Source organism: Bradyrhizobium sp. dw_78, from assembly GCF_018449525.1.
Classification (GTDB): Bacteria; Pseudomonadota; Alphaproteobacteria; order Rhizobiales; family Xanthobacteraceae; genus Bradyrhizobium.
The window spans coordinates 643360-669118 of the sequence record NZ_JAAVUS010000001.1; the positions used below are offsets into that span (position 1 = coordinate 643360).

Annotated in this window: 27 protein-coding genes; 14 read left to right on the top strand and 13 right to left on the bottom strand. The window is 62.5% G+C overall.

Going from position 1 to position 25759, the window contains the following annotated elements; translation table 11 throughout:
- Positions 1 to 2: 2 nt before the first annotated feature.
- From HB630_RS02890 to HB630_RS02910, 5 genes are all read right to left on the bottom strand, one after another.
- A complete protein-coding gene (locus tag HB630_RS02890; protein WP_213769925.1) occupies positions 3 to 3104 on the bottom strand; it encodes an MdtB/MuxB family multidrug efflux RND transporter permease subunit in 3102 nt (1033 codons plus the stop codon).
- Entirely contained in the window at positions 3101 to 4444 is a 1344-nt protein-coding gene (locus HB630_RS02895) for an efflux RND transporter periplasmic adaptor subunit (RefSeq protein ID WP_213769927.1), read from the bottom strand. The genes HB630_RS02890 and HB630_RS02895 overlap by 4 nt, the downstream gene beginning before the upstream one ends.
- Positions 4445 to 4823: 379 nt before the next feature.
- The gene (locus HB630_RS02900; RefSeq protein ID WP_213770704.1) at positions 4824 to 6305 is read right to left on the bottom strand and encodes a DHA2 family efflux MFS transporter permease subunit; all 1482 of its coding nucleotides are present in this window, start codon (positions 6303 to 6305) and stop codon (positions 4824 to 4826) included.
- A 59-nt stretch (positions 6306 to 6364) separates the two neighbouring features.
- The gene (locus tag HB630_RS02905; RefSeq protein WP_213769928.1) at positions 6365 to 6871 is read right to left on the bottom strand and encodes an isoprenylcysteine carboxylmethyltransferase family protein; all 507 of its coding nucleotides are present in this window, start codon (positions 6869 to 6871) and stop codon (positions 6365 to 6367) included.
- Positions 6868 to 7935, bottom strand: a complete 1068-nt coding sequence (locus HB630_RS02910; RefSeq protein WP_213769929.1) for a type III polyketide synthase — start codon at positions 7933 to 7935, stop codon at positions 6868 to 6870. The genes HB630_RS02905 and HB630_RS02910 overlap by 4 nt, the downstream gene beginning before the upstream one ends.
- Before the next feature lie 277 nt (positions 7936 to 8212).
- Here HB630_RS02910 and HB630_RS02915 point away from each other — a divergent pair, with 277 nt between their 5' ends.
- Positions 8213 to 9187 carry a quinone oxidoreductase gene (locus HB630_RS02915; protein WP_213769930.1) on the top strand — a complete coding sequence of 325 codons (975 nt, stop codon included), beginning with the start codon at positions 8213 to 8215 and terminating at the stop codon, positions 9185 to 9187.
- A gap of 151 nt (positions 9188 to 9338) precedes the next feature.
- On the opposite strand, the gene HB630_RS02920 is transcribed toward HB630_RS02915, so the two are convergent.
- Both HB630_RS02920 and HB630_RS02925 read right to left on the bottom strand, forming a co-directional pair.
- Positions 9339 to 9629: a hypothetical protein gene (locus tag HB630_RS02920; protein ID WP_213769931.1), complete on the bottom strand. Its 291-nt coding sequence runs from the start codon at positions 9627 to 9629 to the stop codon at positions 9339 to 9341.
- A gap of 155 nt (positions 9630 to 9784) precedes the next feature.
- Positions 9785 to 10408, bottom strand: coding sequence for a S24 family peptidase (locus tag HB630_RS02925; protein ID WP_213769932.1), 624 nt, complete (start codon positions 10406 to 10408; stop codon positions 9785 to 9787).
- 126 nt (positions 10409 to 10534) lie between these two features.
- On the opposite strand from HB630_RS02925, the gene HB630_RS02930 reads away from it, so the two are divergent.
- The 5 genes from HB630_RS02930 to HB630_RS02950 all read left to right on the top strand — a co-directional run bounded on the left by HB630_RS02930 (position 10535) and on the right by HB630_RS02950 (position 12674).
- Positions 10535 to 11065, top strand: a complete 531-nt coding sequence (locus tag HB630_RS02930) for a GcrA family cell cycle regulator (RefSeq protein ID WP_213769933.1) — start codon at positions 10535 to 10537, stop codon at positions 11063 to 11065.
- A complete protein-coding gene (locus tag HB630_RS02935) occupies positions 11062 to 11259 on the top strand; it encodes a hypothetical protein (RefSeq protein ID WP_213769934.1) in 198 nt (65 codons plus the stop codon). Before HB630_RS02930 ends, HB630_RS02935 begins: the two co-directional genes overlap by 4 nt.
- Positions 11256 to 11807 carry a DUF1376 domain-containing protein gene (locus tag HB630_RS02940; RefSeq protein WP_213769935.1) on the top strand — a complete coding sequence of 184 codons (552 nt, stop codon included), beginning with the start codon at positions 11256 to 11258 and terminating at the stop codon, positions 11805 to 11807. Before HB630_RS02935 ends, HB630_RS02940 begins: the two co-directional genes overlap by 4 nt.
- Before the next feature lie 70 nt (positions 11808 to 11877).
- On the top strand, positions 11878 to 12447 hold the full coding sequence (locus HB630_RS02945; protein ID WP_213769936.1) for a hypothetical protein: 570 nt from the start codon (positions 11878 to 11880) through the stop codon (positions 12445 to 12447).
- A gap of 86 nt (positions 12448 to 12533) precedes the next feature.
- Positions 12534 to 12674, top strand: a complete 141-nt coding sequence (locus tag HB630_RS02950) for a hypothetical protein (protein WP_213769937.1) — start codon at positions 12534 to 12536, stop codon at positions 12672 to 12674.
- A gap of 118 nt (positions 12675 to 12792) precedes the next feature.
- Here the strand turns inward: HB630_RS02950 and HB630_RS02955 are convergent, their stop codons facing one another.
- The 3 genes from HB630_RS02955 to HB630_RS02965 all read right to left on the bottom strand — a co-directional run bounded on the left by HB630_RS02955 (position 12793) and on the right by HB630_RS02965 (position 15177).
- A complete protein-coding gene (locus tag HB630_RS02955) occupies positions 12793 to 13089 on the bottom strand; it encodes a DUF3551 domain-containing protein (protein ID WP_213769938.1) in 297 nt (98 codons plus the stop codon).
- Between the two features lie 341 nt (positions 13090 to 13430).
- Positions 13431 to 14633: an arabinose transporter gene (locus tag HB630_RS02960; protein ID WP_213769940.1), complete on the bottom strand. Its 1203-nt coding sequence runs from the start codon at positions 14631 to 14633 to the stop codon at positions 13431 to 13433.
- A 94-nt stretch (positions 14634 to 14727) separates the two neighbouring features.
- Positions 14728 to 15177: a PadR family transcriptional regulator gene (locus HB630_RS02965; protein WP_213769941.1), complete on the bottom strand. Its 450-nt coding sequence runs from the start codon at positions 15175 to 15177 to the stop codon at positions 14728 to 14730.
- On the opposite strand from HB630_RS02965, the gene HB630_RS02970 reads away from it, so the two are divergent.
- The 6 genes from HB630_RS02970 (at position 15166) to HB630_RS02995 (ending at position 19749) form a co-directional block, all read left to right on the top strand.
- Complete coding sequence (locus HB630_RS02970) at positions 15166 to 15321, top strand: hypothetical protein (RefSeq protein ID WP_213769944.1); 156 nt, start codon at positions 15166 to 15168, stop codon at positions 15319 to 15321. The genes HB630_RS02965 and HB630_RS02970 overlap by 12 nt on opposite strands.
- A gap of 264 nt (positions 15322 to 15585) precedes the next feature.
- On the top strand, positions 15586 to 16701 hold the full coding sequence (locus tag HB630_RS02975) for a Fic family protein (RefSeq protein WP_213769945.1): 1116 nt from the start codon (positions 15586 to 15588) through the stop codon (positions 16699 to 16701).
- A 112-nt stretch (positions 16702 to 16813) separates the two neighbouring features.
- Positions 16814 to 18064, top strand: coding sequence for a CoA transferase (locus HB630_RS02980; protein ID WP_213769947.1), 1251 nt, complete (start codon positions 16814 to 16816; stop codon positions 18062 to 18064).
- Between the two features lie 210 nt (positions 18065 to 18274).
- Positions 18275 to 19039, top strand: coding sequence for an SPFH domain-containing protein (locus HB630_RS02985; RefSeq protein WP_213769948.1), 765 nt, complete (start codon positions 18275 to 18277; stop codon positions 19037 to 19039).
- Positions 19040 to 19153: 114 nt separating this feature from the next.
- Positions 19154 to 19342, top strand: a complete 189-nt coding sequence (locus tag HB630_RS02990) for a type II toxin-antitoxin system HicA family toxin (RefSeq protein ID WP_213769949.1) — start codon at positions 19154 to 19156, stop codon at positions 19340 to 19342.
- A 5-nt stretch (positions 19343 to 19347) separates the two neighbouring features.
- A complete protein-coding gene (locus HB630_RS02995) occupies positions 19348 to 19749 on the top strand; it encodes a type II toxin-antitoxin system HicB family antitoxin (protein ID WP_213769950.1) in 402 nt (133 codons plus the stop codon).
- A 96-nt stretch (positions 19750 to 19845) separates the two neighbouring features.
- Here HB630_RS02995 and HB630_RS03000 read toward each other — a convergent pair whose 3' ends face one another.
- Positions 19846 to 21537 (bottom strand): tetratricopeptide repeat protein, encoded by a 1692-nt coding sequence (locus tag HB630_RS03000; protein ID WP_213769951.1) that lies wholly within the window; start codon positions 21535 to 21537, stop codon positions 19846 to 19848.
- Between HB630_RS03000 and HB630_RS03005 the strand changes: the two genes are divergently transcribed.
- Together HB630_RS03005 and HB630_RS03010 are read left to right on the top strand one after the other, a co-directional pair.
- Complete coding sequence (locus tag HB630_RS03005; protein WP_213769952.1) at positions 21536 to 21748, top strand: hypothetical protein; 213 nt, start codon at positions 21536 to 21538, stop codon at positions 21746 to 21748. The genes HB630_RS03000 and HB630_RS03005 overlap by 2 nt on opposite strands.
- Before the next feature lie 5 nt (positions 21749 to 21753).
- Positions 21754 to 23277, top strand: coding sequence for a tetratricopeptide repeat protein (locus HB630_RS03010; protein WP_213769954.1), 1524 nt, complete (start codon positions 21754 to 21756; stop codon positions 23275 to 23277).
- A 101-nt stretch (positions 23278 to 23378) separates the two neighbouring features.
- Here HB630_RS03010 and HB630_RS03015 read toward each other — a convergent pair whose 3' ends face one another.
- Both HB630_RS03015 and HB630_RS03020 read right to left on the bottom strand, forming a co-directional pair.
- Positions 23379 to 23663: a hypothetical protein gene (locus HB630_RS03015; RefSeq protein ID WP_213769956.1), complete on the bottom strand. Its 285-nt coding sequence runs from the start codon at positions 23661 to 23663 to the stop codon at positions 23379 to 23381.
- A gap of 357 nt (positions 23664 to 24020) precedes the next feature.
- Positions 24021 to 25739: a SulP family inorganic anion transporter gene (locus tag HB630_RS03020; protein ID WP_213770705.1), complete on the bottom strand. Its 1719-nt coding sequence runs from the start codon at positions 25737 to 25739 to the stop codon at positions 24021 to 24023.
- Positions 25740 to 25759: the final 20 nt, after the last annotated feature.

Below are 25759 nucleotides of genomic sequence, written 5' to 3' on the forward strand. Positions count from 1 at the left end.
GTTCAGCTCGTTGCCGGGCGAGTGTCACCCGCGCGGCCGGAGAAGCGCACCGCCAGGCGGTCGAACCAGAGATAGATCACGGGCGTCGTGAACAGCGTCAGCATCTGGCTGACCAGGAGGCCGCCGACGATGGAGATGCCGAGCGGGTGCCGCAGTTCCGAGCCCGCGCCGGTACCCAGCATCAGCGGCAAGGCGCCGAGCACGGCCGCCATGGTGGTCATCAGGATCGGCCGGAAGCGCAGCAGGCAGGCCTGGTAGATCGCCTCGCGCGGCGGCTTGCCTTCGTTGCGTTCGGCGTCCAGCGCGAAGTCGATCATCATGATCGCGTTCTTCTTGACGATGCCAATCAGCAGGATGATGCCGATGATCGCCACGATGGTGAGATCGCTGCCGGCGGCCATCAGCGCCAGCAGCGCGCCAATGCCGGCGGACGGTAGCGTCGACAGGATGGTGACCGGATGGATGAAGCTCTCATAGAGCACGCCCAGCACGATATAGACGGTGACGACCGCGGCCAGGATCAGGAAAAGCTGGTTGGACAGCGACGCCTGGAACGCCAGCGCCGCGCCCTGGAAGGCGGTGATGACGCTCGGCGGCTGGCCGATATCGATCTGCGCCTGCTTAATCGCCGTCACCGCGTCGCCGAGGGAAGCGCCCGGCGCCAGGTTGAACGAGACGGTCGCGGCCGGAAATTGTCCGAGATGCGCGACCTGAAGCGGCGCGGTTTCGGTCCGTATGCTGGCCATGACCGACAGCGGAACCGGCGTGCTGCCGACCGAAGAGGGCAGATAGATCGACGACAGCGAATCCAGCGAGGTTTGCAGGCTCGGATCGGCTTCGAGGATGACGCGGTACTGGTTTGAATTGGTGAAAATCGTGGAGACGATGCGCTGGCCGAAGGAATCGTAGAGCGCGTTGTCGATCGTGGCGGGCGTGATGCCGAAACGGGCAGCCTGGTTGCGGTCGATCTCGACAAAGACCGATAGCCCATACGCGGAGATATCGCTGGCGACGTCGGAGAATTGCGGCAACTGGTTCAGTCTGTCGACCAGCTTGGGCGCCCACTCGTTGAGTTGCGCGGGATCGGCGTCCTCGAGAATGAACTGGTACTGCGTGCGGCTGACAGTACCTTCGATCGTGAGATCCTGAACCGGCTGCATGTAGAGGGTGATGCCGGTCAGCGAGGCCGTGGCGTCCTTGATCCGCTGCATGACCGTCGTGATACCGGACTTGCGCTGGTCGTAGGGTTTGAGGTTGATCAGGATCCGCCCGCTGTTGAGCGTGGTGTTGGTGCCGTCGACGCCGATGAACGACGACAGGCTTTCGACCTCGGGATCCCGGAGGATGACGCTGGCGAGCTGCTGCTGCCGCTCCGCCATCGCCGCATAGGAAACCGATTGCGGCGCTTCGGAGATCGCCTGGATGACGCCGGTATCCTGCAGCGGGAAGAAGCCCTTGGGGATGACGACGTAGAGATAGGCCGTGAGCGCGAAGGTGCCGAGCGCGATCAACAGCACGAAGGTCTGGCGATCGAGCACCCAGTTGAGCGCGTGGCCATAGAGCCTGACGAGCCTGTCGAACCCTTCGCGGCTGTAGCGCTGGAACGCGTTCTCATGCGCCTCGGATTCGGGCTTGAGCAGCTTGGCGCAGGCCATCGGTACCAGCGTCAGCGACACCACGGCGGAGATCAGGATCGTGACCGACAGCGTGATGGCGAATTCCCGGAACAGCCGGCCGACCACGTCGCCCATGAACAACAGCGGGATCAGCACCGCGATCAGCGACACCGTCAGCGAAATGATCGTGAAGCCGATCTGCTCGGAACCGCGAAGCGCGGCCTGCAACGGCTGCTCGCCTTCTTCGATGTAGCGGGAGATGTTTTCGATCACGACGATGGCGTCGTCGACCACGAAGCCGGTGGCGATCGTCAGCGCCATCAGCGAAAGGTTGTTGAGGCTGAAGCCGAACAGATACATCGCTCCCAGCGTGCCGACCAGCGATAGCGGCACCGAAAGGCTAGGGATCAGGGTGGCGCGCGTGTTGCGCAGGAACACGAAGATCACCAGCACCACCAGCAGGATCGAGAGCGACAATTCGAACTCGACGTCATCCACCGAGGCGCGGATGGTCACGGTGCGGTCGGTCAGGACGTTGAGGTCGATCGCCGAGGGCAGCGAGGCCTGCAACTGCGGCAGCAGCGCCTGGATGCTCTCGACCACCGCAATGACGTTGGCGCCGGGCTGGCGCTGGATGTTCAGGATGATCGCCGGCGTCTCGTTCATCCAGGCGCCGAGCTTGTCGTTTTCGGCGCCGTCGATGACGTCGCCGACATCGGTGAGCCGCACCGGCGAGCCGTTCTTGTAGGCGACGATCAGCGATTTATAGTCGATGGCGTTTCGGATCTGGTCGTTGGCGTTGATCGTATAGGCGCGCATCGCGCCGTCGAAATTGCCTTTGGGCGTATTGACGTTGGCGTTGCCGAGCGTGGTCCGGAGGTCGTCGATGTTCAGCCCGTAGGCGGCGAGCTTGCGGATGTCGGCCTGGATCCGCACCGCGGGCCGCTGGCCGCCCGAGATGCTGACGAGACCGACGCCTGGAAGCTGGGAGATTTTCTGTGCCAGCCGCGTATTGACGAAGTCCTCGACCTGCGTGAGCGGCATGGTTTTCGACGTCAATCCCAGCGTCAGGATCGGCGCGTCGGCCGGATTGACCTTGGCGTAGATCGGCGGCGCGGGCAGGTCGGAGGGCAAAAGGTTGCCCGCGGCGTTGATCGCGGCCTGCACCTCCTGCTCGGCGACGTCGAGCGAAATGCTCAAGCCGAACTGCAAGGTGATGACGGAGGCGCCGGCCGAACTTACCGAACTCATCTGGTTGAGGTTCGGCATCTGGCCGAACTGCACCTCAAGCGGTGCCGTCACCGACGAGGTCATCACGTCCGGACTGGCGCCGGGATAGAAGGTTTGCACCTGGATCGTCGGATAATCCACTTCCGGCAGCGCGGCGACCGGGAGGAACTTGAACGCCAGCATGCCGGACAACATGATGGCGATCATCAGCAGGGTTGTCGCCACCGGCCGCAGAATAAACGGCTGGGACGGACTCATTGCTGTTGCCCGTTATCTTGTTTCTGTCCGTTTCCGTTCTGTGAACGCCGCCTTTTGCCGCCTTTTGCCGGATCGGATCCGGAAGGCGAGGTCGCGCCGGGGCCTGTGGACGGCGCGTTGCTATCGGCCTCCGAGCGGACGTTGATCTTCGCGCCGTCGCGCAACTTGTCGGCGCCGTCGACCACGATGCGGTCGCCGGGTTGCAAGCCCGAGACAACCTCGATTCGGTCGCCATCGGTGATGCCGAGTTCGACCTTGCGGACCGAAACGGTGCTGTCGGCATTGACGAGATAGACGAAGGTGCCGGGCACGCCGCGCTGAACACCGGCCGTCGACATCGTGGTGACGCCCTTGTGGGTGTCGAGCAGCAGGCGGATGTTGACGAACTGATTTGGATAGAGCGTCTCGGTCTCGTTGGGAAACTGCGCGCGCAGCTTGATCGTTCCGGTGGTCGGGTCGATCTGGCTGTCGAAGGTCTGCAACGTGCCGTCGGCGATCTTGCTGGTGCTGCTGCGGTCGAGTGCCGCGGCCGGCAGCACGGCGCCCTCCTGCAGGCGCTTCGAAATCGCCGGCAAATTGTCTTCCGGCACGGTGAAGAGGACGCTGATCGGCTTCAACTGCGTGATGACCACGAGGCCGCTGGCATCGCCCGGCGTGACATAATTGCCCTGGTCGACCTGGCGCAGGCCGACGCGGCCGTCCAGGGGCGACAGGATGCGGCAATAATTCAGATTGACCTGCGCGGCGTTGACCGCGGCGCGGTCAGCCTGGACCGTGCCCTCGTCCTGCGCGACCAGCGCGACCTGGGTGTCCAGTGTCTGGCGCGGCACCGCGTTTTGCGCGGCGAGACCCTGATAACGCGCCAGATCGACCTGCGCGCCTTTCAGCAAGGCCTCATCGCGCGCGAGATTTCCCTGCGCTTGCGCGAGCGCCGCTTCATAAGGTCGCGAATCGATTTCGGCGAGCAGGTCGCCTTTTTTGATCTCATCGCCTTCTTTGAAGACGATCTTCATCAAATAGCCGCTGATTTGGGTTCGCACCGTCACCGTGGCGAGCGACGTGACCGTACCAAGGGCGTTGAGATTGATCCCGATGTCGCCCTTGCCGACGACTTCCGGCACGATCGACATCGGCGCGCCGTTGCGGCCGCCGCGCGCCTGCTCCGGCTCGCTTTGATTCCTGGCCCACCAGACGATACCCGCCACGATCAGCAGCAACACAAGGCCTGTCACGACAAAGCGCCATGCCGACCGCGGCTTGTGCGCGGAAGGAGCGTCCGCCGGAACCGAGGCTTCACGCTGGGGCGTCGCTTCCTGGGGAGGTTTGATGGGTTGGTTCATGAACGTTCTATCGCCGAACTATCGTTCATTTGCAGGCCTCTCGTTGCGTGACCTGTCGAAGGTATGAAGTCGTTCAAACCAAGCATGACCGGCCAATCATTCTAGGCGTTTTGAATGATCTTTCGCAACCGCTTCCGCGGCAAAGAACTACACTTCCAACAGGGACTTACTGCATTAATAATCGGAAAGAATCCTGAGCCTATCCGACACATTCGGCCGATCAATCGGCGTTTGGCGCGGAGATCGGCAGCTTCGCGCGACCTAAAAACCACAGTCTCTGAAAAACCACACTCCGTGGCCTTATTCATCTGCTTTCACGATCCGTTTGACCGCGCGTGAGCGCGAGTCGCTCGGATTCGATTCAACTGTTTGTCTGTTATTATCGTGGTTGTTGCGGCGGCCGGCCCGCGAATGGAACCAGCATCAATCCGAGCAGCGCCGCGCAGGCGAGCAGGGCCCAGGCCTCGTTGACGCTGAGCGCAAACGCCGCCCTCTCGACCATCGGACGGACATAGGCTTCGACCGTGGCGGCGGATATGCCGGCGGGCGGGTGGGTGAACAGCTGCACATCCAGACCGATCGCCTGCGCCGCGGTGACGTCGCCTGCGATCAGCCGCTCGCGCAACGTTTCAGCATGTTCCGCCGTGCGCCCATAGAGGCTGGTATCGATCAGCGCGATGCCGATCGCGCCGCCGAGGTTTCGCATCAGATTGAACAGACCGCTGGCGTCCGGCACCCGGGCCGCCGTCAATGCGCCGAGCGCCAGTCTTGTCGGCGGCAGCAGGCAGAACATGATGGCGACGCCGCGCAGGATTTGCGGCCAGAACATTTCGCTGAAATCCGCGGTGCGGCTCTGGAATGCGCTATAGCCAAGGCCGAGCGCGAACAGGCCGAAGCCCATCGCCGACAGCCAGCGTGGATCGCACCGGCTTTCCAGCGCGCCGGCGATCGGCGCTGTCACCAGTTGCGCGACGCCTGTGACCAGCATGATGGTGCCGATCTCGAATGCGTCATGACGGCGCACATAGGCGAGAAACACCGGCATCAGGTAAGTCGAGCCGAACAGGCCGACGCCGAGGCAGAAGCTCAAGCCGCAGCCGATGGCAAAGGAGCGCGTGTCCAGCGTCGACAATTCGACGACGGGGTGTACAGCCCTCAGCGTTCTCGTGGCGAAGACAATCGTGGCCGCTGCGCTCAGTGCGAACAGGATCGCGCTGAAGGGAGACAGCCAGCCATGCTGCGGCGCCTGCTTCAAGGCGATCTCGAGACTCGCCAGCGCCAAAGCCATCAGCGCCAGTGAAGCCAGATCGAGGCTTGCAAGCTCGGCGAGGTCGGGCTTTTCGCGCGGCAGCAGCAGGGGCGTCGCAGCGGCTGCGATCACGCCGGGCACGACGTTGATCAAAAACAGCCAGTGCCAGGAGAACGTCTCGGTGATCCAGCCGCCGACCACCGGGCCGATGGTCGGCGCCAGCACCGCCGTGATGCCGGCCATCGTGGTGGCGATCGGATGCAGGCGGGTCGGAAACAGCAGGAACACCGCGGAGAACACCGCCGGGATCAGTGTGCCACCCGCAAAACCCTGCAGCAGGCGAAAGCCGATCAGCGCCGCGAAGCCGTGGCTGAACGCACAGCCGACGGAAGCGAGGGTGAAAAGGCTAATCGCCGACACGAACAGCCAGCGCAGCGTCAGCACCCGCGTCAGCCATCCCGTCAGCGGGATCGCGATGATCTCGGCGATCAGATAGGCGGTCTGGATCCAGCTCATCGTATCCGGCGAGATCGCCAGCGCATGCTGGATCGCCGGCAGCGAGGTCGCGACCACCTGGATGTCGAGGATCGCCATGAACATGCCGAGGCACATCAGGATGAAGCCGAGCCAGATCGCGGCGCGCGGCTTTTGCGTCTCGGCGGGCCGCTCGATCATGAGGCGATGCTGTGGTGCGGCGTTTGCAGCGCGCGGCTTTCGGCGCGGATGCGGATCGCGAGCACGGCTGCATTGAGGATCGTGAAGATCAGCGCAACAAGCAGAAGATGCAGCGCGAGCGGCAGCATCGCGACTTCGCCAACGACAATGGCGTAATTGGGATGCGACAGGAAACGATAGGGGCCGGATGTGACGAGAGGCGCTCCCGGCAGCACGATGATCCGTGTGGTCCAGCGCGGGCCCAGCGTATACAGCACCCAGCCGCGCAAAACCTGCAGCACGAGATAAATCGCAAAGGCGAAAACATTCACCGGCCGGTCATGCCCGAACACCCACAATACCACCAGCCAGGCCGCGTGTACCGCGACAATGAGCGGATAGTGACCGGGCGCAAGCTCGACCGCGCCATGCGCGAGCAGCTTGCGCGTGTTGTGACGGGCGAGCACGAGTTCGCCCGTCCGCTGCAGCGTCACCAGCGCGAGGATGATCTCGGCGAGGCTCAAGCGCCGTGCCGCAATGCAACGCAGCTCGCGGTGAAGCCCGGTCCGAGCGCCGTCAGCAAGGAACGCGGTGGCAGGCCGTGTTGGCGCGCGCGTTCCAGCACGAACAGCACGGTCGGCGCCGACATATTGCCGCAATCGGCGATGACCTGCCGTTCGTGATCGAGTGCGCCTTGATGAAGTTCAAGCGCGGTCTCCAGCGCGTGGATCACCCGCGCCCCGCCGGGATGACAGACGAAGCGATCGATATCGGCCATCGAGAGCTGCATGCCGGCAAGAATCTTCGCGATCGCCGGGTTGAGATGCTCCGTGACAAAATTCGGGATCGTGCGCTGGAAGATGACGCCAAAACCTTCGGGATCGACGTTCCAGCCCATGATGCCGAGCGTATCGGGCCAGAGATGTTCGCCGGAGTTTTCGATTTCGGTGGCGCCGCCATCGCCGGTGCGCAGGATCGCTGCCGCGGCGCCATCGCCGAACAGGCTGGTGGCGACGATGTTGGCCTTGGTCAGTTCGTCGAGACGGATCGCCAGCGAACACAGTTCGACCGCGACCACCAGCACGTTGCTTCCCGGCCGCGCCTGGGCCAGCCGCGCGGCGATGGAGAGGCCCGAGACCCCGCCGGCGCAGCCGAGGCCGAACACGGGCACGCGCGAGACATCGGAGCGGAATCCCATGCGGGTCGCGACGCGGGCCTCCAGGCTTGGCGTGGCGATGCCGGTGGAGCAGACGGTGACGATCGTGTCGATGTCGCTGGCAGCGAGATGTGCGTTCGCCAGCGCCTTGCCGGCAACGTCGACGAACAGCGCCTCGGCGCCCTCGAGAAAGGCCTTGGTGCGCTCCGGCCAGCCGCGCGGTTCGAGATACCAGCCGAAGGGTCTGACGCCGTGGCGCTTGACGATGCCGGTATTGGTGAAAATGCTCGACAGCGTCTCGAACTGGGGAAGGCGCGGCCCGAACACCTCCCAGGCGGCGGCAAGAACATCCTTCTGCAAAAACACGTTGGGAGGGACGGATGTTGCCAATGAGACCAGGGCGGCCTTTGGCACCGGGGAAATGTTGGGCATCGCGCATCTTTCTCAAACAGGTGCCACCGCGATGACAAACATTCGTGCGACGAAATTATTTCGATGGCCGACGAAAAAGTCCGGCCATGACGGTCACACTAAGTTGAGGCTTGATCATCTTTGGCATCGCATATCGCCTTTTTGCAGCCGTGATCTCGCGCACCGGCCCTAGCCGGACCGCGCTTTGCCGTGCTTTGATGCGCGTATAAAATCTGGAGCGAAGCCTGAGCGGCAACGCGAGGCCTTCAATCTGCCATCAGAGGTGAGGAAAAACGCCATGACGCATGCGATCCGTTTTCACAAAACCGGAGGACCGGAGGTTCTGGTCTGGGAAGAAGTCAAGCTCGGCAAGCCAGGTCCGGGTGAGGCGCGCATCCGCCACACCGCGGTCGGGCTGAACTTCGTCGACATCTACAACCGCTCGGGCGTTTATGCCGTGCCATTGCCGAGCGGGCTCGGCAGCGAGGGCGCCGGCGTGGTCGAGGAAGTCGGTCCCGGTGTTACCGATATCAAGCCAGGCGACCGCGTCGCCTATGGAAGTTCGCCACTCGGCGCCTATGCCGAGGAGCGGCTGATCCCGGCCGACCGCCTGATCAAGCTGCCCGATGGCATCGATGACAAGACGGCGGCGGCGATGATGCTGAAGGGCCTGACGACGCAATATCTCATCCGCCAGACCTATCGCATCAAGGCCGGCGAGACGATCCTACTGCATGCCGCCGCCGGCGGCGTCGGCCTGATCCTGTCGCAATGGGCCAAGCATCTCGGCGTCACCGTGATCGGCACCGTCGGCAGCGACGAGAAGGCCAAGCTGGCGCAGGCGCATGGCTGCGCGCACACCATCGTCTACAGCCGTGAGGATATCGTCAAACGCGTCGACGAGATCACCGGCGGCAAGAAGGTGCCGGTGGTGTACGACTCGGTCGGCAAGGACACGTTCATGAAGTCGCTCGATTGCCTGGCGCCGCTCGGCTTCTTGGTGCTGTTCGGCGCATCCTCCGGCGCGGTCGAGCCGTTGAATCTCGGCCTGCTGGCGCAGAAGGGTTCGCTCTACGTCACCCGCCCCACGCTCAACACCTATGGCGCCACGCGCGGGCAGCTCGTGGCGATGGCGAAGGAGTTGTTCGAGGTGGTGCGGTCCGGCGCGGTCAAGATCGAGGTCAACCAGACCTATCCGCTGAAGGATGCGGCGAAGGCGCATGCCGATCTCGCCGCGCGCAGGACCACGGGTTCGACGGTTCTGTTGGTGTAATAAGGTCGCCGTCATTCCGGGGCGATGCGAAGCATCGAACCCGGAATCTCTGCTGGATATTGTTTCGACACTTCGGGGCCGCGCTTTCACGCGCGTCCCCGGAGTTCCCGCTTTCGCGGTGGACGACGGCGATGGGGTCCAGACTGTCTACCTACACCGTCTCATGCTTGCGCAGGTCGCGGGCATGATCGAAGCGGGCGGCTTGCAGGTCGGCGGTGGCCGCCGGAATTTCATCGAGCGCGATTTCGGGCAGCGCCGCCTCGGCCAGGATCTCGGCGGTGATATCGTCGACGGTGGCATCGGCGATTTCGTGTATGAAACTGATATTCCTGTATTCGCCGGAGGCGATGCGCGCGATCACGTCGCGGCGGGTGATTTCGGGATCGACAATGGCTTCGCGGCCGCGACGGCCGTAATCGATCATCACGACGAAATATTGCAATGAAAAGGCTCTTTCGCAGATCGGGACGAATGCTGAAATCAGGCTGGCATTATTTCTGAAAAACAGAAATTTGTCAAGCGTAATTTCTGATAATCAGAAGTAATTCTGGGCGGGCTTCCGCTCCTGCGAGGAGGGGCCCGAATCGCCGTCCGCGATTATTTGGTCCCGTCCTTGGCCGCCTTGCGTGTCCTGGCTGCGGCCCTGGCCCGCAACCGCTCGATCTGGCCCCTCGGCAGGGTGACGCAGATTTCGCCGATCCATTCCAGTTTCACGCCCGTGATCGGCTTGGCGTTGAAGCTGGTGAGGTTGACGACGGAAGCTGACTTGCCGCGTTCGATCGTCTTCAGATAGCGCTCGCCGGTCTTCAGCCGCACCGCAGCCTCTTCGCCATAGAAGCTGGAGAGCGGGTGGCGCTGCTCGCGATAGACCACGATGATGTCGCCATTTTCGTACTTCGGCAGCATGGAATCGCCGGAAACCTCGAAGGCGATGGTTTCCTCCGCGATCGGGAACGGCAGTTCCACCTCGCCGAGCCCTTCCGGCGGCACCTGCTCGTGCTCCGGCTCGATCGAGGCGCCGGCGCCGACGCGGCCCATGATCGGCACCGAATTCAGTTCGAGATAGTCGATGATATCGGTGATTTCGGCGGCCTTGATCAGGCGGATGCCCGAGAGGATTTCGGAGACGGCACCGGGGCGCACACCCATGGCGGCGGCCAGCCCGCCCTTGGTCTTGCCCGGCTTCGCCAGCCCGCGTTCGATCAACCTGATGTCCAGCATATGCCACGCTTTCCGAATTTCAGAAATGATAGCAATTCCGATTATCAGAAATCAAGCTTGACTTTGATTTCGGAATATCAGAAATTACTGACGGCGCCGGGCGGCGACAAAAGAGCAGGGAAAATAATGGAACCGACCAACTGGGCGCCCGAGCATTCGGACGCGCTGCGGGACTATCTTGCCCTCGGCATGTCCTATGCGGAGATCGCGCGCGCGATCAACGCCAAATTCAACACCAGCTATTCCCGCAACGCCACGATCGGCCGCGCCAGGCGGATGGGGCTTGCCGGCGACGACCGTCCGAAGGATTGGGCGCAACTGGCGCCGAAATCCCGGCAGGCAGGTCTCCACCGATTGAGCGAGCGCTACGACGCCATGTCAAAATGGTTCGTGCCGGCCTTCGAGCCTGTCCCGCTGCCAAAGCTGCGCTGCGTCGCGATCGAGCCGCGCCATCTGTCGCTGCTCGAACTCGAGCCCGGCGATTGCCGCTACCCCTATGGCGGCGACGAAGAAGGTGAGCCCATCACCTTCTGCGGCCATAAGCAGCGCGAGGAGTCGAGCTATTGCATGGCGCATTTTCATTTGACTTGCGGCGTCGATGCGGAGCCGGAACGCTGCGTTGGCACGGCGCTGCTCGGGATCGTGGAGGCAGCATGAGATGTCAGGTGAACTGGACGCCGATTGAAGTCATGGCGCAACGGATGAAGCCGCTGCCACGCCGGCATCGCATCGCGCATTTGCGCGCGCTGATTGGGCGAGAGCCGCCCGACTCCACGCGATCGCGCGAACTCGCTGCATGGCTGCGCGACGAAATGACGGCGCTAGCCGGCGAGGGGGGCCGTCTTCCATGAACCGTCCCTGGATGCCGCTTTATGTCGGCGACTATCTCGGCGACACCGGCCACCTCACCACCGCGCAGCATGGGGCGTATCTGCTGCTGATGATGCACTACTGGCGCAAAGGCGAGTTGCCCGACGACAACCGGCAGCTTGCCAAGATTACAAAACTGCCGCTTCGCACCTGGTGCGAATACCGCGCCACTCTGCAGGACTTCTTTTATGAGGGATGGAAGCACAAGCGCATCGACGCCGAACTGGAAAAGATGATGCGTGTTTCCGCCAAGCGCGCGATCGCTGGGCAAAAGGGCGGTATCGGTTCAGCGCTGGCTCGCATGAAACTGGAAAACCGGGCGCAGGGGCGATCTGCGCCCGCGCGAGCAATTGCCGCGCAAACGTTCGGCGAGGCTGCACCAGACGCCGACCACTCACACCCACACAAGAATCCTTGTTCGGATGAATCGGTGTCGGCCGAGCGGTCGGGACCGCAAGCGCGGGCGGAAAAGCCGGCGATCGCCGTCAGCGCGGAACTGGCGGCCTATGTCGCCAGGCGGACGACATGACGCGAACGCCCTGACGCAAACGGGGATATCGGAATTTTCTAACGCATTTCCTTCAGGGGAGTTTTCAGACATGCCACGCGCCAAACGCTACAAACCCTATAATCCGGCCAAGGCCCATGACCGGCGATCGCGCGATCTGCCGCGCAATGCGGAGGTCGCCTCTGTCGAGGTCGACGATCCCTTGGGCCTGGAGCCCGGTGACAAGATCGTCGCGCTGCGTTCGCTTCGCAACGATCCCCTGGGGAAATTGCACGCGCGCCGTCAGATCGACGAGGCGCAGTATCAGGGCGGGCGTTCGTTTCAGAACGATTGGGAGAGGGCCGAGCGCGGCCCGCAGGCCGTCGATCCGTCTCGCGAATATGTCGATGGCGGGCAGTTTCGCGAGCCGATCACCGAAGGCCAGCGCAAGGCGGTGCTACGGTTGAACCGGACCGAGCGCGAACTCGGCGCCGATGGATCGGCGCTGGTGCATGAAGTGCTGATTCTGGGGCTGACGATGGAGCAGATCAGCCGCCAGCGCGGGCTGAGTGGCCAGCGCTGGCTGGATTATTTCGCGCGGCGATTCCGCGAATGCCTCGACCGGCTGGCGCTGATCTACGGGTTTGCGACCGAAAAGCCGCGTTCGCCGCCGGTGGGATGAGGCGGCAGGATGAGGCGCGCACGCACATGGTGGCGGCGCACCCTCCCGGCAAGCTATATTGTGCTTGGCAAGGAACGGAGATCGGCATGAAGCTGCGGCTGGGATTTAGTGTTGCGCTGGTCGTGGTGCTGTCCGGTCTTTGGCTGGCCTTCGCAAAGCCAAACTGTCTCAGCGGCTATTCTCCCTCGCTCGGCAGGGATTTGCGCTGGAGCTGCGTTCAGGATTAGGCGCTGTAGGGCTGGTGACCCGGAGGCTTCATCTGCAGCGGATCCGGTGAAAGCTGCCCGTGACCCCTCAAGTGTATTTGCAGGCCACGGGCAGCGCCGATTTGTCGTCAGGGACCGATCAATTTTCGATCGGCTTCCGGTTATGGTGCAGCCTGGCCCTGGGCTGATAGGCCAGCGCATTGTTCGGATTGCCGGCCTCGGGCAGATACGGGTCGCGGAAACAATCGCCGCCGCGGCCGGATGACATCGCCTTGCATTGGTCTAGCGTCGCAAAGCTGCAGGACACGATCGCCGAGGTCACGTCCTTGCGGCAATATTCATTCGAACTCGCGGAAGCGGGCGAGCTCATGGCAACAAAGGCCAATGCCATCAGCGCCGGGGCGGATGCAGCGGCAAGTCTCAAAACCTGTTTCATCTTCGTCTCTCTGGTTGAACCCCCAGCAGATCGAGGTGGGACGATAGGAGACGCAGCGCCATCGGCGTTGAAAAATAGCAATGTAATTCTCTTCTGCCGCCGGGAAGCATCGAAAATTCGATGCCGTGGCCATTTTGAAGGATGATCATCATCTTATGGCGGCGGCGTTGCGTTTCTGCTCATGGAATCGATGAGAAAATATCGTGATCGGCTGCGCTATAAGGCGGCTTGCGTAAGGCTGGCTGTTCACGGGATCGCAATTTGCCAAAATAAAATATGAGGGACCGGCCCTGATCCAGTCAGAACCGACGAGCCCTGGCGTCAGCTGATTGCGCTGGACCTCATGCCATCGCTCGCGGCGGGTTCGCGACCAGATATACGGCAATGAGCGTCGAGAGCGCGACCGTTACCGAAGCCGCGAGATAGACGGTGCTGACGCCGGACGCGTTTGCGATCGCGCCAGCGGTCGGTCCGGTGATCCCCAAGGAAATATCGAGGAATGCCATGAAGGCACCCAGCGCGGCGCCGCGGCTCTGTGGCGGCGCGCGCCGCACTGCTTCGACGCCAAAGCCGGGGAAGGCGAGAGAATAGCCGAATCCGGTCAGAGCCGCGCCGGCATAGGCCATCAGGACGTGACCGGCCTGCCATATCAGCAATTGTCCGGCGGTTTCGATCAGCACGCACACCAAGGCGACTTTGCCGCCGCCGATCTTGTCCGGAAGATGCGCGAACAACAGCCGCGCGACGATGAACGCGATGCCGAAGGCGGTGAAGGCGAGCGAAGCGCTGCCCCAGTTCTTGGCCGCGAACAGCAGCGCAACGAAGGTGGTGATGACACCGAATCCGGTGCTGCACAGGAGCAGTCCGAGTCCCGGTACCCACACCGTTCCCAGCACCTTGTAGAACGGCGCACGGGGCGCCGTGGATACTGCGACCGCAGGCGCTCCGGCGATGACCGTCAATGCCAGCAGCGGAACCACGATGGTCGCGATGGAGATGCCGAAAAATCCGTAAGGGCCATAGATCAAGGTGCCGGCCGGCGCGCCGGTCGCATAGGCGGCGTACATCGCGATGCCGACCCATGCCATGACCTTGCCGGCTCTGTGCGGCCCCACCATGCCGATGCCCCAGCTCAACGCGCCCGTGATGATCAGGCTCTCGCCGCAGCCGAGCAGAAGGCGGCCGATCAATAGCACGCCGAGCGAGGCCGCGGGCGTTGCGAGGAACGCCAGAGAAGCGAGATAGGCCACGCCCGAAATGGCCGCGATCACCAGGCCCATGATCATGGCGCGTTTCGGGCCGCGCGTGTCCGCGAGCGATCCGGTCCAGGCCCGCGACAGCAGCGCGGCGCCGAACTGGCTGCCGATCGCCACGCCGACGAGGATATTGTTCATGCCGAGCGTGTAGTGCAGATGCAGCGGCAATACCGGCAGCGGCAATCCGAGGGTGAAGAATCCGATGAACACCGCCAGCGTGATCGGCAGCATTTTCAGAAAGACGTTGTGCTCCGCTGAAGAAGACGCGGAGGAAGAGGAGTTGGTCATGTGGTTTCTTGTTGTCTTGAGATATTGATCGCGCGCACGGTCGGCGAGCCGCCGGTGTTATAGCGGCTCGCTCGATCGGTTGCCTGCATAAATTTCAGCTGCGCTCGACCGCGGTCGCGGCGGCATCCAGCGCCGCGGCGATATCGCGGATCTGCTGCTCGGTGAGCGGCCCGCGTGCCTCGCGCAGCCGCAGCGCGAGCTTAAGGTTCTCCCTGGCGCGCATGATCTCCGGCGCGCGGCCGCCATTATGCGCTGAATTGACCGACTGCATGCGCTGGAGCGCATGGTCGACGGCGGCCTTGTTGGCGTCGAGCCAGGCGGTGCCGGCGGCGGTGATGGCGTAGAGCTTCTTGCCCTCGCTTTCGGTCACGGTCGCATGTCCGAGTTCCTCGAGCATGGTCAGTGTCGGATAGATCACGCCGGGGCTCGGGGCATAGGTGCCGGCGACGCGATCCTCGATCTCCTTGATGATCTCGTAGCCGTGCCGGGGGCGCTCGGAGATCAAGGCGAGCACCACCAGGCGCAGTTCGCCGTGATCGAACAAGCGTTCCGGTCGGTGGCCATGCCGATGACGGCCGCGCTCGTCCGGACCGCGCTGGCGATGTTCGCGGCCGCGATGCTCGTGCCGGAAATCGCCGTCCTCGAAGGATCCCCGGTGAAAGCGGGCGTGGAGGGGTTGAAGGTTTGAATGTCTGTGGCGCATGATTTGTCCATTTGATACGATTTCGATATATCTCATATTTAGATATATCTAGATTAGATCGAATTGGATTTCAAGCCGGAGCGCGGCGGGTTGTTGGGATTTCTGAATGGGGCTCTTAAATATCTGTTTGATTTATGAATTTTTACGGTGCGGAGAATATCGGCCGTAATCTCCGCATCTTACGCTGGGATTAGCCTTGTGCCTGCGGAGAATACAGATCATAAATTCCGCAAATTATGCGGTGATTAGATGGCTGACTACATCCACCAACTGCCGGCCTGGCCCAACTTCATTTGGGATGAGCGCCGTCTTGCCGGACAACTCGCCGCCGTCCGGCACCGGCAGGGGCGATTGATCGGTCGCATGCAGGCGCTTGGATTTGCGCTACGCGAGGAGGCTGTCCTGCAAACGCTCACCCAAGACGTGCTCAAGTCCAGCGAGATCGAGGGCGATGTTCTGGACAAGGAGGAAGTTCGTTCCTCGATCGCGCGGCGCCTCGGCATGGAATCCGCGGGCCTGCCGCCTGCCGACCGCCATGTCGAAGGCGTGGTGGAGATGATGCTCGACGCCACCCAGAGGTTCAACGATCCTCTTACCGAGGAGCGCCTGCTGAGCTGGCATGCGTCGCTGTTTCCGACCGGGCGCAGCGGCATGCGCAGGATCATCGTCGGCGCATGGCGCGACGATCGATCGGGCCCGATGCAGGTGGTCTCCGGCGCCGAGGGGCGCGAGCGCGTTCACTATGAAGCGCCCGCCGCCGCGCGGCTCGATACGGAAATGAAGTCCTTTCTCGCCTGGTTCAACGGCGAGGACGATATCGATCCGGTGCTGAAGGCGGCGCTGGCCCATCTGCAGTTCGTGACCATCCATCCGTTCGACGACGGCAATGGCCGCATCGCTCGCGCCATCGCGGACATGTTGCTGGCCCGCTCGGAAGACAGTCCGCAACGCTTCTACAGCATGTCGGCGCAGATCAGGCTTGAGCGAAAGGCCTATTACGACATGCTGGAGTCGACGCAGAAGCGCGGTCTCGACATTACGGCGTGGATGGAATGGTTTCTCGGATGTCTCGATCGCGCTTTCGACGGCGCGGAGAAGACCCTCGCCATCGTTTTCCGAAAAGCGGAATTCTGGAACAAGCATTCGGCCGCGCCGCTCAATGAACGTCAGCGCGATATTCTCAACCGTCTGCTGGATGGTTTTGAGGGCAATCTCACCTCATCAAAATGGGCCACGATCGAGAAATGCTCGCCGGATACGGCGCTGCGCGATATCGGAGATCTGGTCCGGCGCGGATTGCTCGCAAAGAATGAAGGCGGTGGCCGCAGTACGAGCTATTCGCTGACCGGCGATCTCGCGGAATAAACGCCGCACAAGCGGTACTTGTGGACTTCAGCGGATAGACCGTAAAGTCGATCGGCGCGGCGCTCGACCGCCGGCATCGGCCAAAATAATCACAAGAAAAGGACGGGAGATCATGACGGCCAGACCGCTTTTGCCGGAGTACACGCCACGCGAACAAGACGCTCCGACCGCTCTCGACGGCCTGCTGGTCGTGGACTTCACCCGCGTTGTCGCCGGTCCCGCCTGCACGCAGACGCTGGCGGATTTCGGCGCCGAAGTCATCAAGATCGAAAACCCGGATGGCGGCGACGACACCCGCCATTACGAGCACGCGGAAATCGGCGGCGAGAGCGCCGCCTTTCTCAGCCTCAACCGCAACAAGCGCGGTATCGTGCTCGATCTCGCCAGGCCCGAGGGGCGCGAGGTCGCGAAAGCGCTGATCGGGAAAGCCGACGTGGTGGTGGAGAATTTCTCCGGCGGCGTGATGAAGAAGTTCGGCCTCGATTATGAATCGGTGGCGGCAAGCAATCCGCGTCTGGTCTATTGCTCGATCTCGGCCTATGGCCGCAAGGGGCCGTGGGCGCTGCGCCCGGGTTTCGATCCGATCACGCAGGCCGAAAGCGGCTTCATGTCGCTGAACGGCTTTCCCGACGGTCCGCCGGTGCGGACCGGATATCCCGTCATCGACATGGCGACGGGGATGTCGGCCTGCAACGCGATCCTGATGGCGCTGATCGCCCGCGACCGGATCGGCCGCGGCCAGCATGTCGAGGTCGCGCTGTTCGATATCGCGGTCGCGATGACTGGCTTCTTCGGCATGACCTATCTGATAACGGGACAAAATCAGGGCCGGTTCGGCAACTCGCCGAACGGCTCGCCAACGGTTGGCGTCTATGAGGCGATGGACGGGCCGTTTTACATGGCGTGCGCCAACGACCGGCTGGTTCGCCGCCTGATGACTGAAGTGCTGGAACGGCCCGACCTTGTCACCGATCCGGAATTCGCCACCCGGAAAGCCCGGACCGCCAACAGGGAGAAGCTGCGGGCGGTTCTGGCGGAGATCTTTGCGCGCGACCTGCGTGACAACTGGATCGGGAAGATGAAGCGGGTCAACGTCCCGGTCGGCTATCTTCGCACCATCGAGGAGGCGTTCAACGCGCCGGAACTGCGCGAGCGCCATCGTCTCAGCCAGATCCCGCACCCGACCGCGGGCACCGTTCCCAACATCGAAGCGCCGATCGGTCTTGGTATGACGCCGGTCGTCGATCCCGTCGCCGCTCCGCTGCTCGGCCAGCACACGAGGGATGTGTTGCGCAAGACCCTCGGTTACGATGAAGGCCGGATCGCGGAGTTGACCGGAGCGGGGGTGTTCGGGGCGGCGTAATGCCGGCCGCCATGCGCCATCTCACATTTCCATGAGGGTTCGCTTGCTAAAGCGCTTTCGAGCGAAGTGGATACCGATTCGCGTGAAGAAAACGCGTCAAAACTGGAATTTTGAGCTTCGGTTCTGATTCAATCAGAACCAATCATGCTCTAGATTGACGCGGATGGAATGTCACAAACAACGGCGTCAGGATGCCGTCACGAGGATATCATGGGCCTGATCTCTATTCTTGTCTTCGCGGCCATCATCTATGTCTTGGCGTCGCTGCGGGTGTTGAAGCAATATGAGCGCGGCGTGGTATTCCTGCTCGGCAGGTTCGAGGGCGTGCGCGGACCCGGCCTGACGCTGATCTTCATGCCGTTCCAGCAGATGACGCGGGTGTCGTTGCGCACGGTGACGATGCAGATTCCCTCGCAGAAGATCATCACCAAGGACAACGTCTCGATCGATATCGCGGCGGTCGCCTATTATCACGTGACCGATCCCGAAAAGGCGGTGATCGCGATCGAGAACGTCTATAACGCGATCAACCAGATCAGCCAGACCACGGTGCGCAACGTGGTCGGCCGCTTCAGCCTCGATCAGCTGCTGTCGGACACCGCCGGGATCAACGATCAGATCAAGAACGTCATCGACCAGCACACCGAGCCCTGGGGCACGCAGGTCACCGCGGTCGAGATCAAGGACATCACGCTGCCTGAAAACATGCAGCGCGCGATGGCCAAGGAAGCCGAGGCCGAGCGCGAGCGCCGCGCCAAGATCGTTGCGGCCGAAGGCGAATACCAGGCTGCGGTCAAACTCGGCGAGGCCGCCGACCTCATCACGCAGCATCCGGTCGCGTTGCAGCTTCGCACCCTGCAGACGATGGCGGAAATCTCGGTGGAGAAGAATTCCACCATCATCTTCCCGGCGCAGTTCATGTCGACCGTGCAGGAAGCCTTGGCGATGCTTGCCAGGGATGCCGCGCCGAAATAGGCGATCGCAGAAGCTGGCGCCAATCGTCTTCCGCTGCCGACGGTACACGGAACAGCGGGAACGATCGGTTCGCTATAGGTTGACAAATTAAGCCAGTGTGTATAAATACACACTATGAAAAGCCGGGAAATTATCTTGGCCCTTCAAAGGGATGGGTGGGTGCTGGTGGCTCAGAAGGGGAGCCATGTGCAGTTCAAACATCCCGATAAAAAGGGCCGGGTAACTGTTCCGCATCCCGAGCGGGATATCCCGATCGGGACACTGAAGAGCATTGAAAGACAGTCAGGTCTAAAGTTGAGGTAGGAACCATGCGTCATTATATTGGTCTTATCCATAAGGATGCCGACAGCGACTTTGGCGTTTCCTTTCCAGATTTTCCCGGTGTTGTTACCGCAGGAACCAACCTGGATGACGCCAGAGCCATGGCTGAGGAAGCCCTGACCCTTCACATCGAAGGGTTGGCAGAGGATGGAGAGGCTATTCCCGAGCCCTCTACCCTAGAACAAGTGATGTCTGATCCAGACAACCGATCCGGAGTGGCCATCCTCGTTTCTGTGAAAAACGCACCGCCAAAAATTGTGCGCGTCAATGTCACTTTGTCCGGAGACATTCTGGAGCGAATTGACAAATTTGCAGAAGCGCACGGCTATACGAGGTCCGGTTTCCTAACTCATGCGGCCAAAAAACTTATGGAATTAGAGGCTGCATAAAGCAAAGCGGAAAAGTCCGGATTGCTTTCCGGGCTTTTGGCGACCGTGGAATTGTGAGGGTGAGGCACGTCTCGCTTGGCGCGGTGGCGACTGTCTTCAGTCACCTATTCCGGCCAGCTTTGTCAGCATCGCATCGAAGGCCGATTTGATGCGGCGGACGGCCGGGTCCTTGTAAGGGAATTGCGCGTTGTCGTCATGCACCAGCATCGAGGCATTGACCTCGAACACGAGCAGGTCTCCGTTGGTGTCCACACCGCAATCGATGCCGAAATAGTCCAGCTCCATGCGCTGCTGAATCTCGCGCAGCGCCTGGTAGTGCTCAGGATTGAAGACGCAGGCGGGATCGTCCAGAAAGGCGGCTTCTTCCCGCTGCATCCATTCCTGGTTGGCCATGTCGGTATTGACGTGATGCACCTTCCAGTCGTTTCCGATCGCGAGATGGTAGGGGAGAATTTGCCCGTCGACGAAGATGAAGCGATATTTCCGGAAATGACCGTCCGCCGAACGATAGTCGGCATATTCGATGAAGTAGCGATCGGTGTCGGCGGGACGCGCCAGATAGGCTGCGAGATCAGCAACGCGGTCGATCTTCTCGAAATCATCGCCGCCGTGAGTCCCGACCGGCCGCACCAGGATGGGAGACAGTGATGGGAACGCGGCCTGTAGGTCGTCGATTCCAAGCTGGCTGCCGGCCTGATGGCGCAGGATTTTCGGAATCCGGCAATTTTCAATTCCCGTCAGCAATTCCGCGACCGCATCGCGCGTGGTGCGCAGGATCTTGCGGGGATCGTTGGCGGTGGGCTTGCCGAGCCGCTCGACGAGATCGGCGGCAAGCGGAAGCACCGCGGCGGCCTGGTCGACGTCGGAAATCAGGTTCACGACGACCTGGACGCCCTGTTTGAACAGGTCGGCGTCGTAGTGATTGGACTCGAACAGTGCCAGCGTATCGGTCTCGTAGGCGGCATGTTTGAAGAGATATTCGGTCGGGGTGTTGCCGCCGAACGGCGCGTAGAGCGCCAGCACGCGAAAATCCGCCGGCGATTTGATCGCCGGCCGTCGGATCAGCGGCTGGATCGCGGCCGCCTTCGCATAGGCGACCTGCGCGGCCGCGTCATCGCCGAGCCGCTGCTTGATGCCGCCGATCCAGTAAAGGCTGTCGGCGTCGCGCGGATTGAGGGCCAGCGCCCGCTCGAAGGATTCGATCGCCGATAGCACTTCCCCCAGCTCGAACAGCGCCTTGCCGAGCTGATGGTGGATCGCGGCGTCCTGCGGCCGTTCCGCGGCCAGCTCCAGCAGCAGCGTCCTGGCGACCGCAAATTGCTTGGTCGCTATCAGCGCCTGAACCAGATTGGTGCGCGAGGCCCAATGCGCAGGATTTATTTTCAGCGCCTGCAGATAATAGGCGATCGCCTCCTGCGCCTTGTCGGTCTTGATGTGGATGTTGCCGAGGTTGCACCAGCACGACGTCAGTTCGGGCGCCAGCCGCAGCGCCGCCTTGTAGTTCGCGGCGGCGGTTTCGAGATCGCCCTGGAGCAGGCAGGCGTTGCCGAGTTTTGCGTGCAGGTCCGAAACGGTTGCCGCCGGTACGCTGCCGGGCGGTTCGGCGGCGATGGCGGCGAGGCCGCATTGATAGGCATCGATGGCGGCGTCGTTCCGGCCGGCCCCATAATGTTCGTCGCCGATACGCAGCCAGTTCGTGCCGGTCGGGAGCGCCCGCTCGGTATCGGCAGTGGCCGGCGTGGGTGCGGTCATGGTTGGCGCCTCGTTGAGGAAAGGTAACCAGACCATGAAGATTCTTGGTAAACAAAGTGTTGTCGTTGCCGCCTTCGCCATTGCCGGGGACAGGCGGAATGCGGCCGCGCCGGAATCGGAAACGGCAATATTGCATTCGGTAATATTGGCGGCGAGCCAGCCGATATTTTGCCGATACGCCGGGGCGGCGAATCAGCCGATAGTCCCGGATCGAGATGACCTGCGCCCGAAGCTGCTGAGATCGTGAGCCCCTTGAAACAGAAACCGGCAGTTTTGGCCGATACCGGCGGCCCGAAGAGCTGGGCGCCCCGGCTGGCGCAGGAAGCGCGGCTGCGGCAACTCGACGGCCTGCTGGCGCGCGCGGGGGGCGGGGATGATGCCATCGCGACCGAGGTCGAGCGTGCGGTGCTTCTGGGGGCATTGGACCGCCGCAGCGAGGCCCAGTCCGCCTTCATCGATATTCTGCGCCGGGCGCCGCAGCACTTCAGCGCGCTCAACGAATTCGGCATGCTGCTGACCCAGACCGGCGCGATCGACGCCGCCTGCCGCGTCTATGCGGAAGCGATCCTGCACCATCCCGGTAACCCGATGCCGCGGGTCAACCTCGCCAATCTGCTGCTGCGCGCCAACCGTCATGCGGAAGCGCGCGAGCATTACGAGGCGGCGCTGCGGATCGATCCGGACCGCGCAGAGGCGCATCAGGGACTGGGCGCCGTGTTGTCCGATCTCGGCGATCGCGCCGCCGCCCGAGAGCATTTTGCGATCGGCTTTCGCCATCACGCGGTTTCGACACAGCCTTATCGCGGCACCACGCCGCCGGTAGCGTTGCTGCAACTGGTATCGTCGGGGGGCGGCAACATCCCGACCGCCGCATTCCTCGACGATTGCACTTTCCTGACATCGGTGATCGTCGCCGATTATCTCGATCCGCAGACAGCCTTGCCGCCGCACCAATTGATCTTCAACGCCATCGGCGATACCGATCTCTGCCAGCCCGCCCTGGAGGCGGCGACCCGCCTGATCGCGCGGAGCATGGCGCCCGTGATCAACGATCCGGGTGCGGTGATGAAAACCGGACGCATCGACAACGCCGTCCGGCTTGGTGCCGTGCCCCATGTGGTGACGCCGCGAACGATTTCGCTCTCGCGTGAGCTGCTTGCCGGACCCGGCGGCGCCGCGGCGCTGGCGGAGCGCGGTTTCACGTTTCCATTGTTGCTGCGCTCACCCGGCTATCACACCGGGCGCAACTTTATCTTTGTCGAGAAGGCGGATGAGCTATCCGCTATGGCCGCGGATCTTCCCGGCGAAGATCTGCTCGTCATCGAATATCTCGATGCCCGCGGCGGCGATGGCAATGCGCGCAAATATCGCGTGATGATGATCGCGGGCGAAATCTATCCGCTGCATCTGGCGATCTCGCGGAACTGGAAAGTGCATTATTTCACTTCCGACATGGCCGAGAAGCCGGACCATCGCGCCGAGGAAGCGCTGTTTCTCGCCGACATGCGAGCGGCGCTGGGCGACAAGGCGATGCGGGCACTGCATGGAATTCGCGACACGCTCGGTCTCGACTATGCCGGCATCGATTTTGGGCTCTCGCCGGATGGCGACCTCCTGCTGTTCGAAGCCAACGCCACCATGGTCATCGCAGTGCCGGACGCCGACGAACGCTGGGCCTATCGGCGCGCGGCGATCAGCCGGATCATCGATGCGGTCGTCGCGATGATCATGCAGAAGGCGGCGGCTTCGGCTTCGACGCGTAAGGCGCGCGTCTGAGGTCGGTGCGGCTTGAAATGAAGAGGGCTCCGGCAAGACCGGAGCCCGTTTCGTTTTTGTCGGAAGGTGCTTGCGAATTTTTGTCGTTACAGCGAAGGCAGCTACCTGTTGCCGGGGCTGGAGCCATTGGTGCTGCCGGTACCCGGACCGACATTGCCCTCGCTGGAGGGATTGCGCGACGTACCCTTGCTCATGCCGGTGGTGGTGCCCGATTTCATCTTGCTGGACTTCATATGGCCGCTGCTGCTGGTCGCGCCAGGACCGACATTGCCTTCGCTCGATGCGCCGGGAGCGGGTTGCATCTGCGAGGATTGCGCGGATGCAATGGTCGTTGCGCCCGCCAGCGAGGCGGCCACGAGAGCGGAGAGTAGAATTTTGGATCGCATGAAAGATATCCTCCTGGGATGCATGACGCGAAGACAGAACCAGGGGGAGGAGACGGAGTTCCGAACATAATCAAGGCGTTCTCGCGCTCATTACATGGCAGCGGAAACATGGCAGCGGAACGCGAGTTCCGGATGCTCGGTTCCGATGTCTGCGCTTCCTCGCCACTTAATTCGTCATGGCCGGGAACAGTACATCGATCCAGTCTTTATCGATCCGGTGTCTTTATTGAGCCACAGTTCCGGCTCCCGGATCCTCCCGCAACTGCACCTCGCTCTGCGTCGGATTTCGCAAGGCGAGGTGGCTTTGTCTCTCGATCACCGCAACCGGACGATTGGTTGCCATCGAGACCCTGGTCTTTAAGATGTGGTCTCGCCGCCGCACACTTTGATGGCTTCTTCCACGCTTTGAAATAGCTGGCCCTTGGCGAGCAGCGGCAGGATGCCGAACCGTTCGACCGCCCGCTGCGCCCGTTCCGATTCAAGCCTTGCGATGGCAAAGCCGGCGCCCGAGGCGCGGCAGGCGCTGATCGTGTCGCTCAGGAGCTGCGCGGCGGTGAAGTCGATCTCCACGATGCCGGTTGATTCCAGAACGATGAGGCGAGGCGGATGTGTGGAAGCCTGCGCCAGCGCCGCCATGTCATTGCGAAAATGATAGGCGTTGAGAAACGACAATGGCGCCTGGAATCCGGCGACCACGACGCCGGGCTGGGTCTCGCCGGGAATGTGCGGATTGCAAGGCCACCAGATCGAGGTGCCCGGCACCCGCTCGTAAAGCGTGACGCGGGCGCGCGTGGTGCTCCAGATGCCGTGCAGCAGCGACAGCGTGATTCCGATCGCGACACCCTGCTCGATGGGCAGGACAATGATGGCCACTGCGGTCGCCAGGACCAGCAGCAATTCGCCGCGTGATTGCCGGTAGATCGCCACGATCTGACCGGCGCGGATGATGCGCATGGCGACGAACAGCAGCACGCCGCCGAGCGCGGCCTGCGGCACGTGGCGCAGCAGATTGCCGCCGAAGGCGAGCAGCGCCAGAACGATCGCCGCCGCAACGAGGATGGCGAGCTGTGATTTGCCGCCGGTCTCCGAGACGATCGCGGTGCGCGGCGGGCTGGAATTGACCGGAAATCCGCCGACCATGCCGGCGATCAGGCTGCCGGCGCCGACGCCGATGAAATCGCGATCGACGTCCGGCGGCTGGTTCGGATCGGGGGAGAACGATCGCGTCGTGGCGGCGGTTTGCACCATGACGATGATCGACACGATCAAGGCGAGCGGCACCAGTTGCAGCCATCGGCTCACCGCGATGTCGGGAATGGCGAGCGACGGCAGCGCCACCGGGATTTCGCCCAGCACGGCGACGCCACGGCTTTCGAGGCCGAGGAATACAGTCGCGGCGGCCGCGGCGACCAGCCCGATCAGCGCGCCGGGAATGCGCGCATCGGTCCGCTCGGAAAGGGCGATCAGCGCCAGAACGCCAAGGCCGATGCCGAGCGAAAACAGGTTCGCCTGTGGCAGTTGCGCGACCAGCGTGGCAAGCCGCTCCAGCATCGCGCCGCCTGGTTCCCGCAGCCCGAGAATGGCGGGCATTTGCGAAATCAGGATGTGAATTGAGATCCCCGCCAGAAAACCTACCGTCACCGGAATCGAAAGCAAATCGGCAACCCAGCCAAGGCGGAAAATGCCGCCCAGGACCAGCACAACGCCGACCATCAGCGCGAGCGCGCCGGCGAGCGCGGCATAATCGGGTGAGCCGGATATCGCGAGCAACGCAAGGCCGCCGGCGAAGATCGGTGTGATGGTCGAGTCGGCACCGCTGGAGAGAAAGCGATTGCTTCCGAACAAAGCGAACGCCAGCGAGCCCGCGAGAAAAGCGAAGAAGCCGATCTGCGGTGAAAATCCGCCGAGTCGCGAGGTCGCCAGTTGCTCGGGGATTGCGATCGCGACCAGGGTGAAACCCGCGACCAGATCATGGGTCAGGAACGAGGGCCGATAGCCTTGCAGCGAACGCAGCAGCGGCCAGCCGTGATGCGCGGTCGCATGGCGGGAAGCTCCGGAAGAGGATGTATCGATCATCATGCGCCGTTTCGTCGAAA

Coding starts and splice junctions, on each gene's coding strand:
- HB630_RS02890 (WP_213769925.1), bottom strand. CDS start 3,104: ATGAGTCCGTCCCAGCCGTTTATTCTGCGGCCGGTGGCGACAACCCTG.
- HB630_RS02895 (WP_213769927.1), bottom strand. CDS start 4,444: ATGAACCAACCCATCAAACCTCCCCAGGAAGCGACGCCCCAGCGTGAA.
- HB630_RS02900 (WP_213770704.1), bottom strand. CDS start 6,305: ATGTGCCTCGGCATGTTCATGGCGATCCTCGACATCCAGGTGGTCGCG.
- HB630_RS02910 (WP_213769929.1), bottom strand. CDS start 7,935: ATGCCCAACATTTCCCCGGTGCCAAAGGCCGCCCTGGTCTCATTGGCA.
- HB630_RS02915 (WP_213769930.1), top strand. CDS start 8,213: ATGACGCATGCGATCCGTTTTCACAAAACCGGAGGACCGGAGGTTCTG.
- HB630_RS02925 (WP_213769932.1), bottom strand. CDS start 10,408: ATGCTGGACATCAGGTTGATCGAACGCGGGCTGGCGAAGCCGGGCAAG.
- HB630_RS02930 (WP_213769933.1), top strand. CDS start 10,535: ATGGAACCGACCAACTGGGCGCCCGAGCATTCGGACGCGCTGCGGGAC.
- HB630_RS02935 (WP_213769934.1), top strand. CDS start 11,062: ATGAGATGTCAGGTGAACTGGACGCCGATTGAAGTCATGGCGCAACGG.
- HB630_RS02940 (WP_213769935.1), top strand. CDS start 11,256: ATGAACCGTCCCTGGATGCCGCTTTATGTCGGCGACTATCTCGGCGAC.
- HB630_RS02945 (WP_213769936.1), top strand. CDS start 11,878: ATGCCACGCGCCAAACGCTACAAACCCTATAATCCGGCCAAGGCCCAT.
- HB630_RS02950 (WP_213769937.1), top strand. CDS start 12,534: ATGAAGCTGCGGCTGGGATTTAGTGTTGCGCTGGTCGTGGTGCTGTCC.
- HB630_RS02955 (WP_213769938.1), bottom strand. CDS start 13,089: ATGAAACAGGTTTTGAGACTTGCCGCTGCATCCGCCCCGGCGCTGATG.
- HB630_RS02960 (WP_213769940.1), bottom strand. CDS start 14,633: ATGACCAACTCCTCTTCCTCCGCGTCTTCTTCAGCGGAGCACAACGTC.
- HB630_RS02975 (WP_213769945.1), top strand. CDS start 15,586: ATGGCTGACTACATCCACCAACTGCCGGCCTGGCCCAACTTCATTTGG.
- HB630_RS02980 (WP_213769947.1), top strand. CDS start 16,814: ATGACGGCCAGACCGCTTTTGCCGGAGTACACGCCACGCGAACAAGAC.
- HB630_RS02985 (WP_213769948.1), top strand. CDS start 18,275: ATGGGCCTGATCTCTATTCTTGTCTTCGCGGCCATCATCTATGTCTTG.
- HB630_RS02990 (WP_213769949.1), top strand. CDS start 19,154: ATGAAAAGCCGGGAAATTATCTTGGCCCTTCAAAGGGATGGGTGGGTG.
- HB630_RS02995 (WP_213769950.1), top strand. CDS start 19,348: ATGCGTCATTATATTGGTCTTATCCATAAGGATGCCGACAGCGACTTT.
- HB630_RS03005 (WP_213769952.1), top strand. CDS start 21,536: ATGAAGATTCTTGGTAAACAAAGTGTTGTCGTTGCCGCCTTCGCCATT.
- HB630_RS03000 (WP_213769951.1), bottom strand. CDS start 21,537: ATGGTCTGGTTACCTTTCCTCAACGAGGCGCCAACCATGACCGCACCC.
- HB630_RS03015 (WP_213769956.1), bottom strand. CDS start 23,663: ATGCGATCCAAAATTCTACTCTCCGCTCTCGTGGCCGCCTCGCTGGCG.
- HB630_RS03020 (WP_213770705.1), bottom strand. CDS start 25,739: ATGATCGATACATCCTCTTCCGGAGCTTCCCGCCATGCGACCGCGCAT.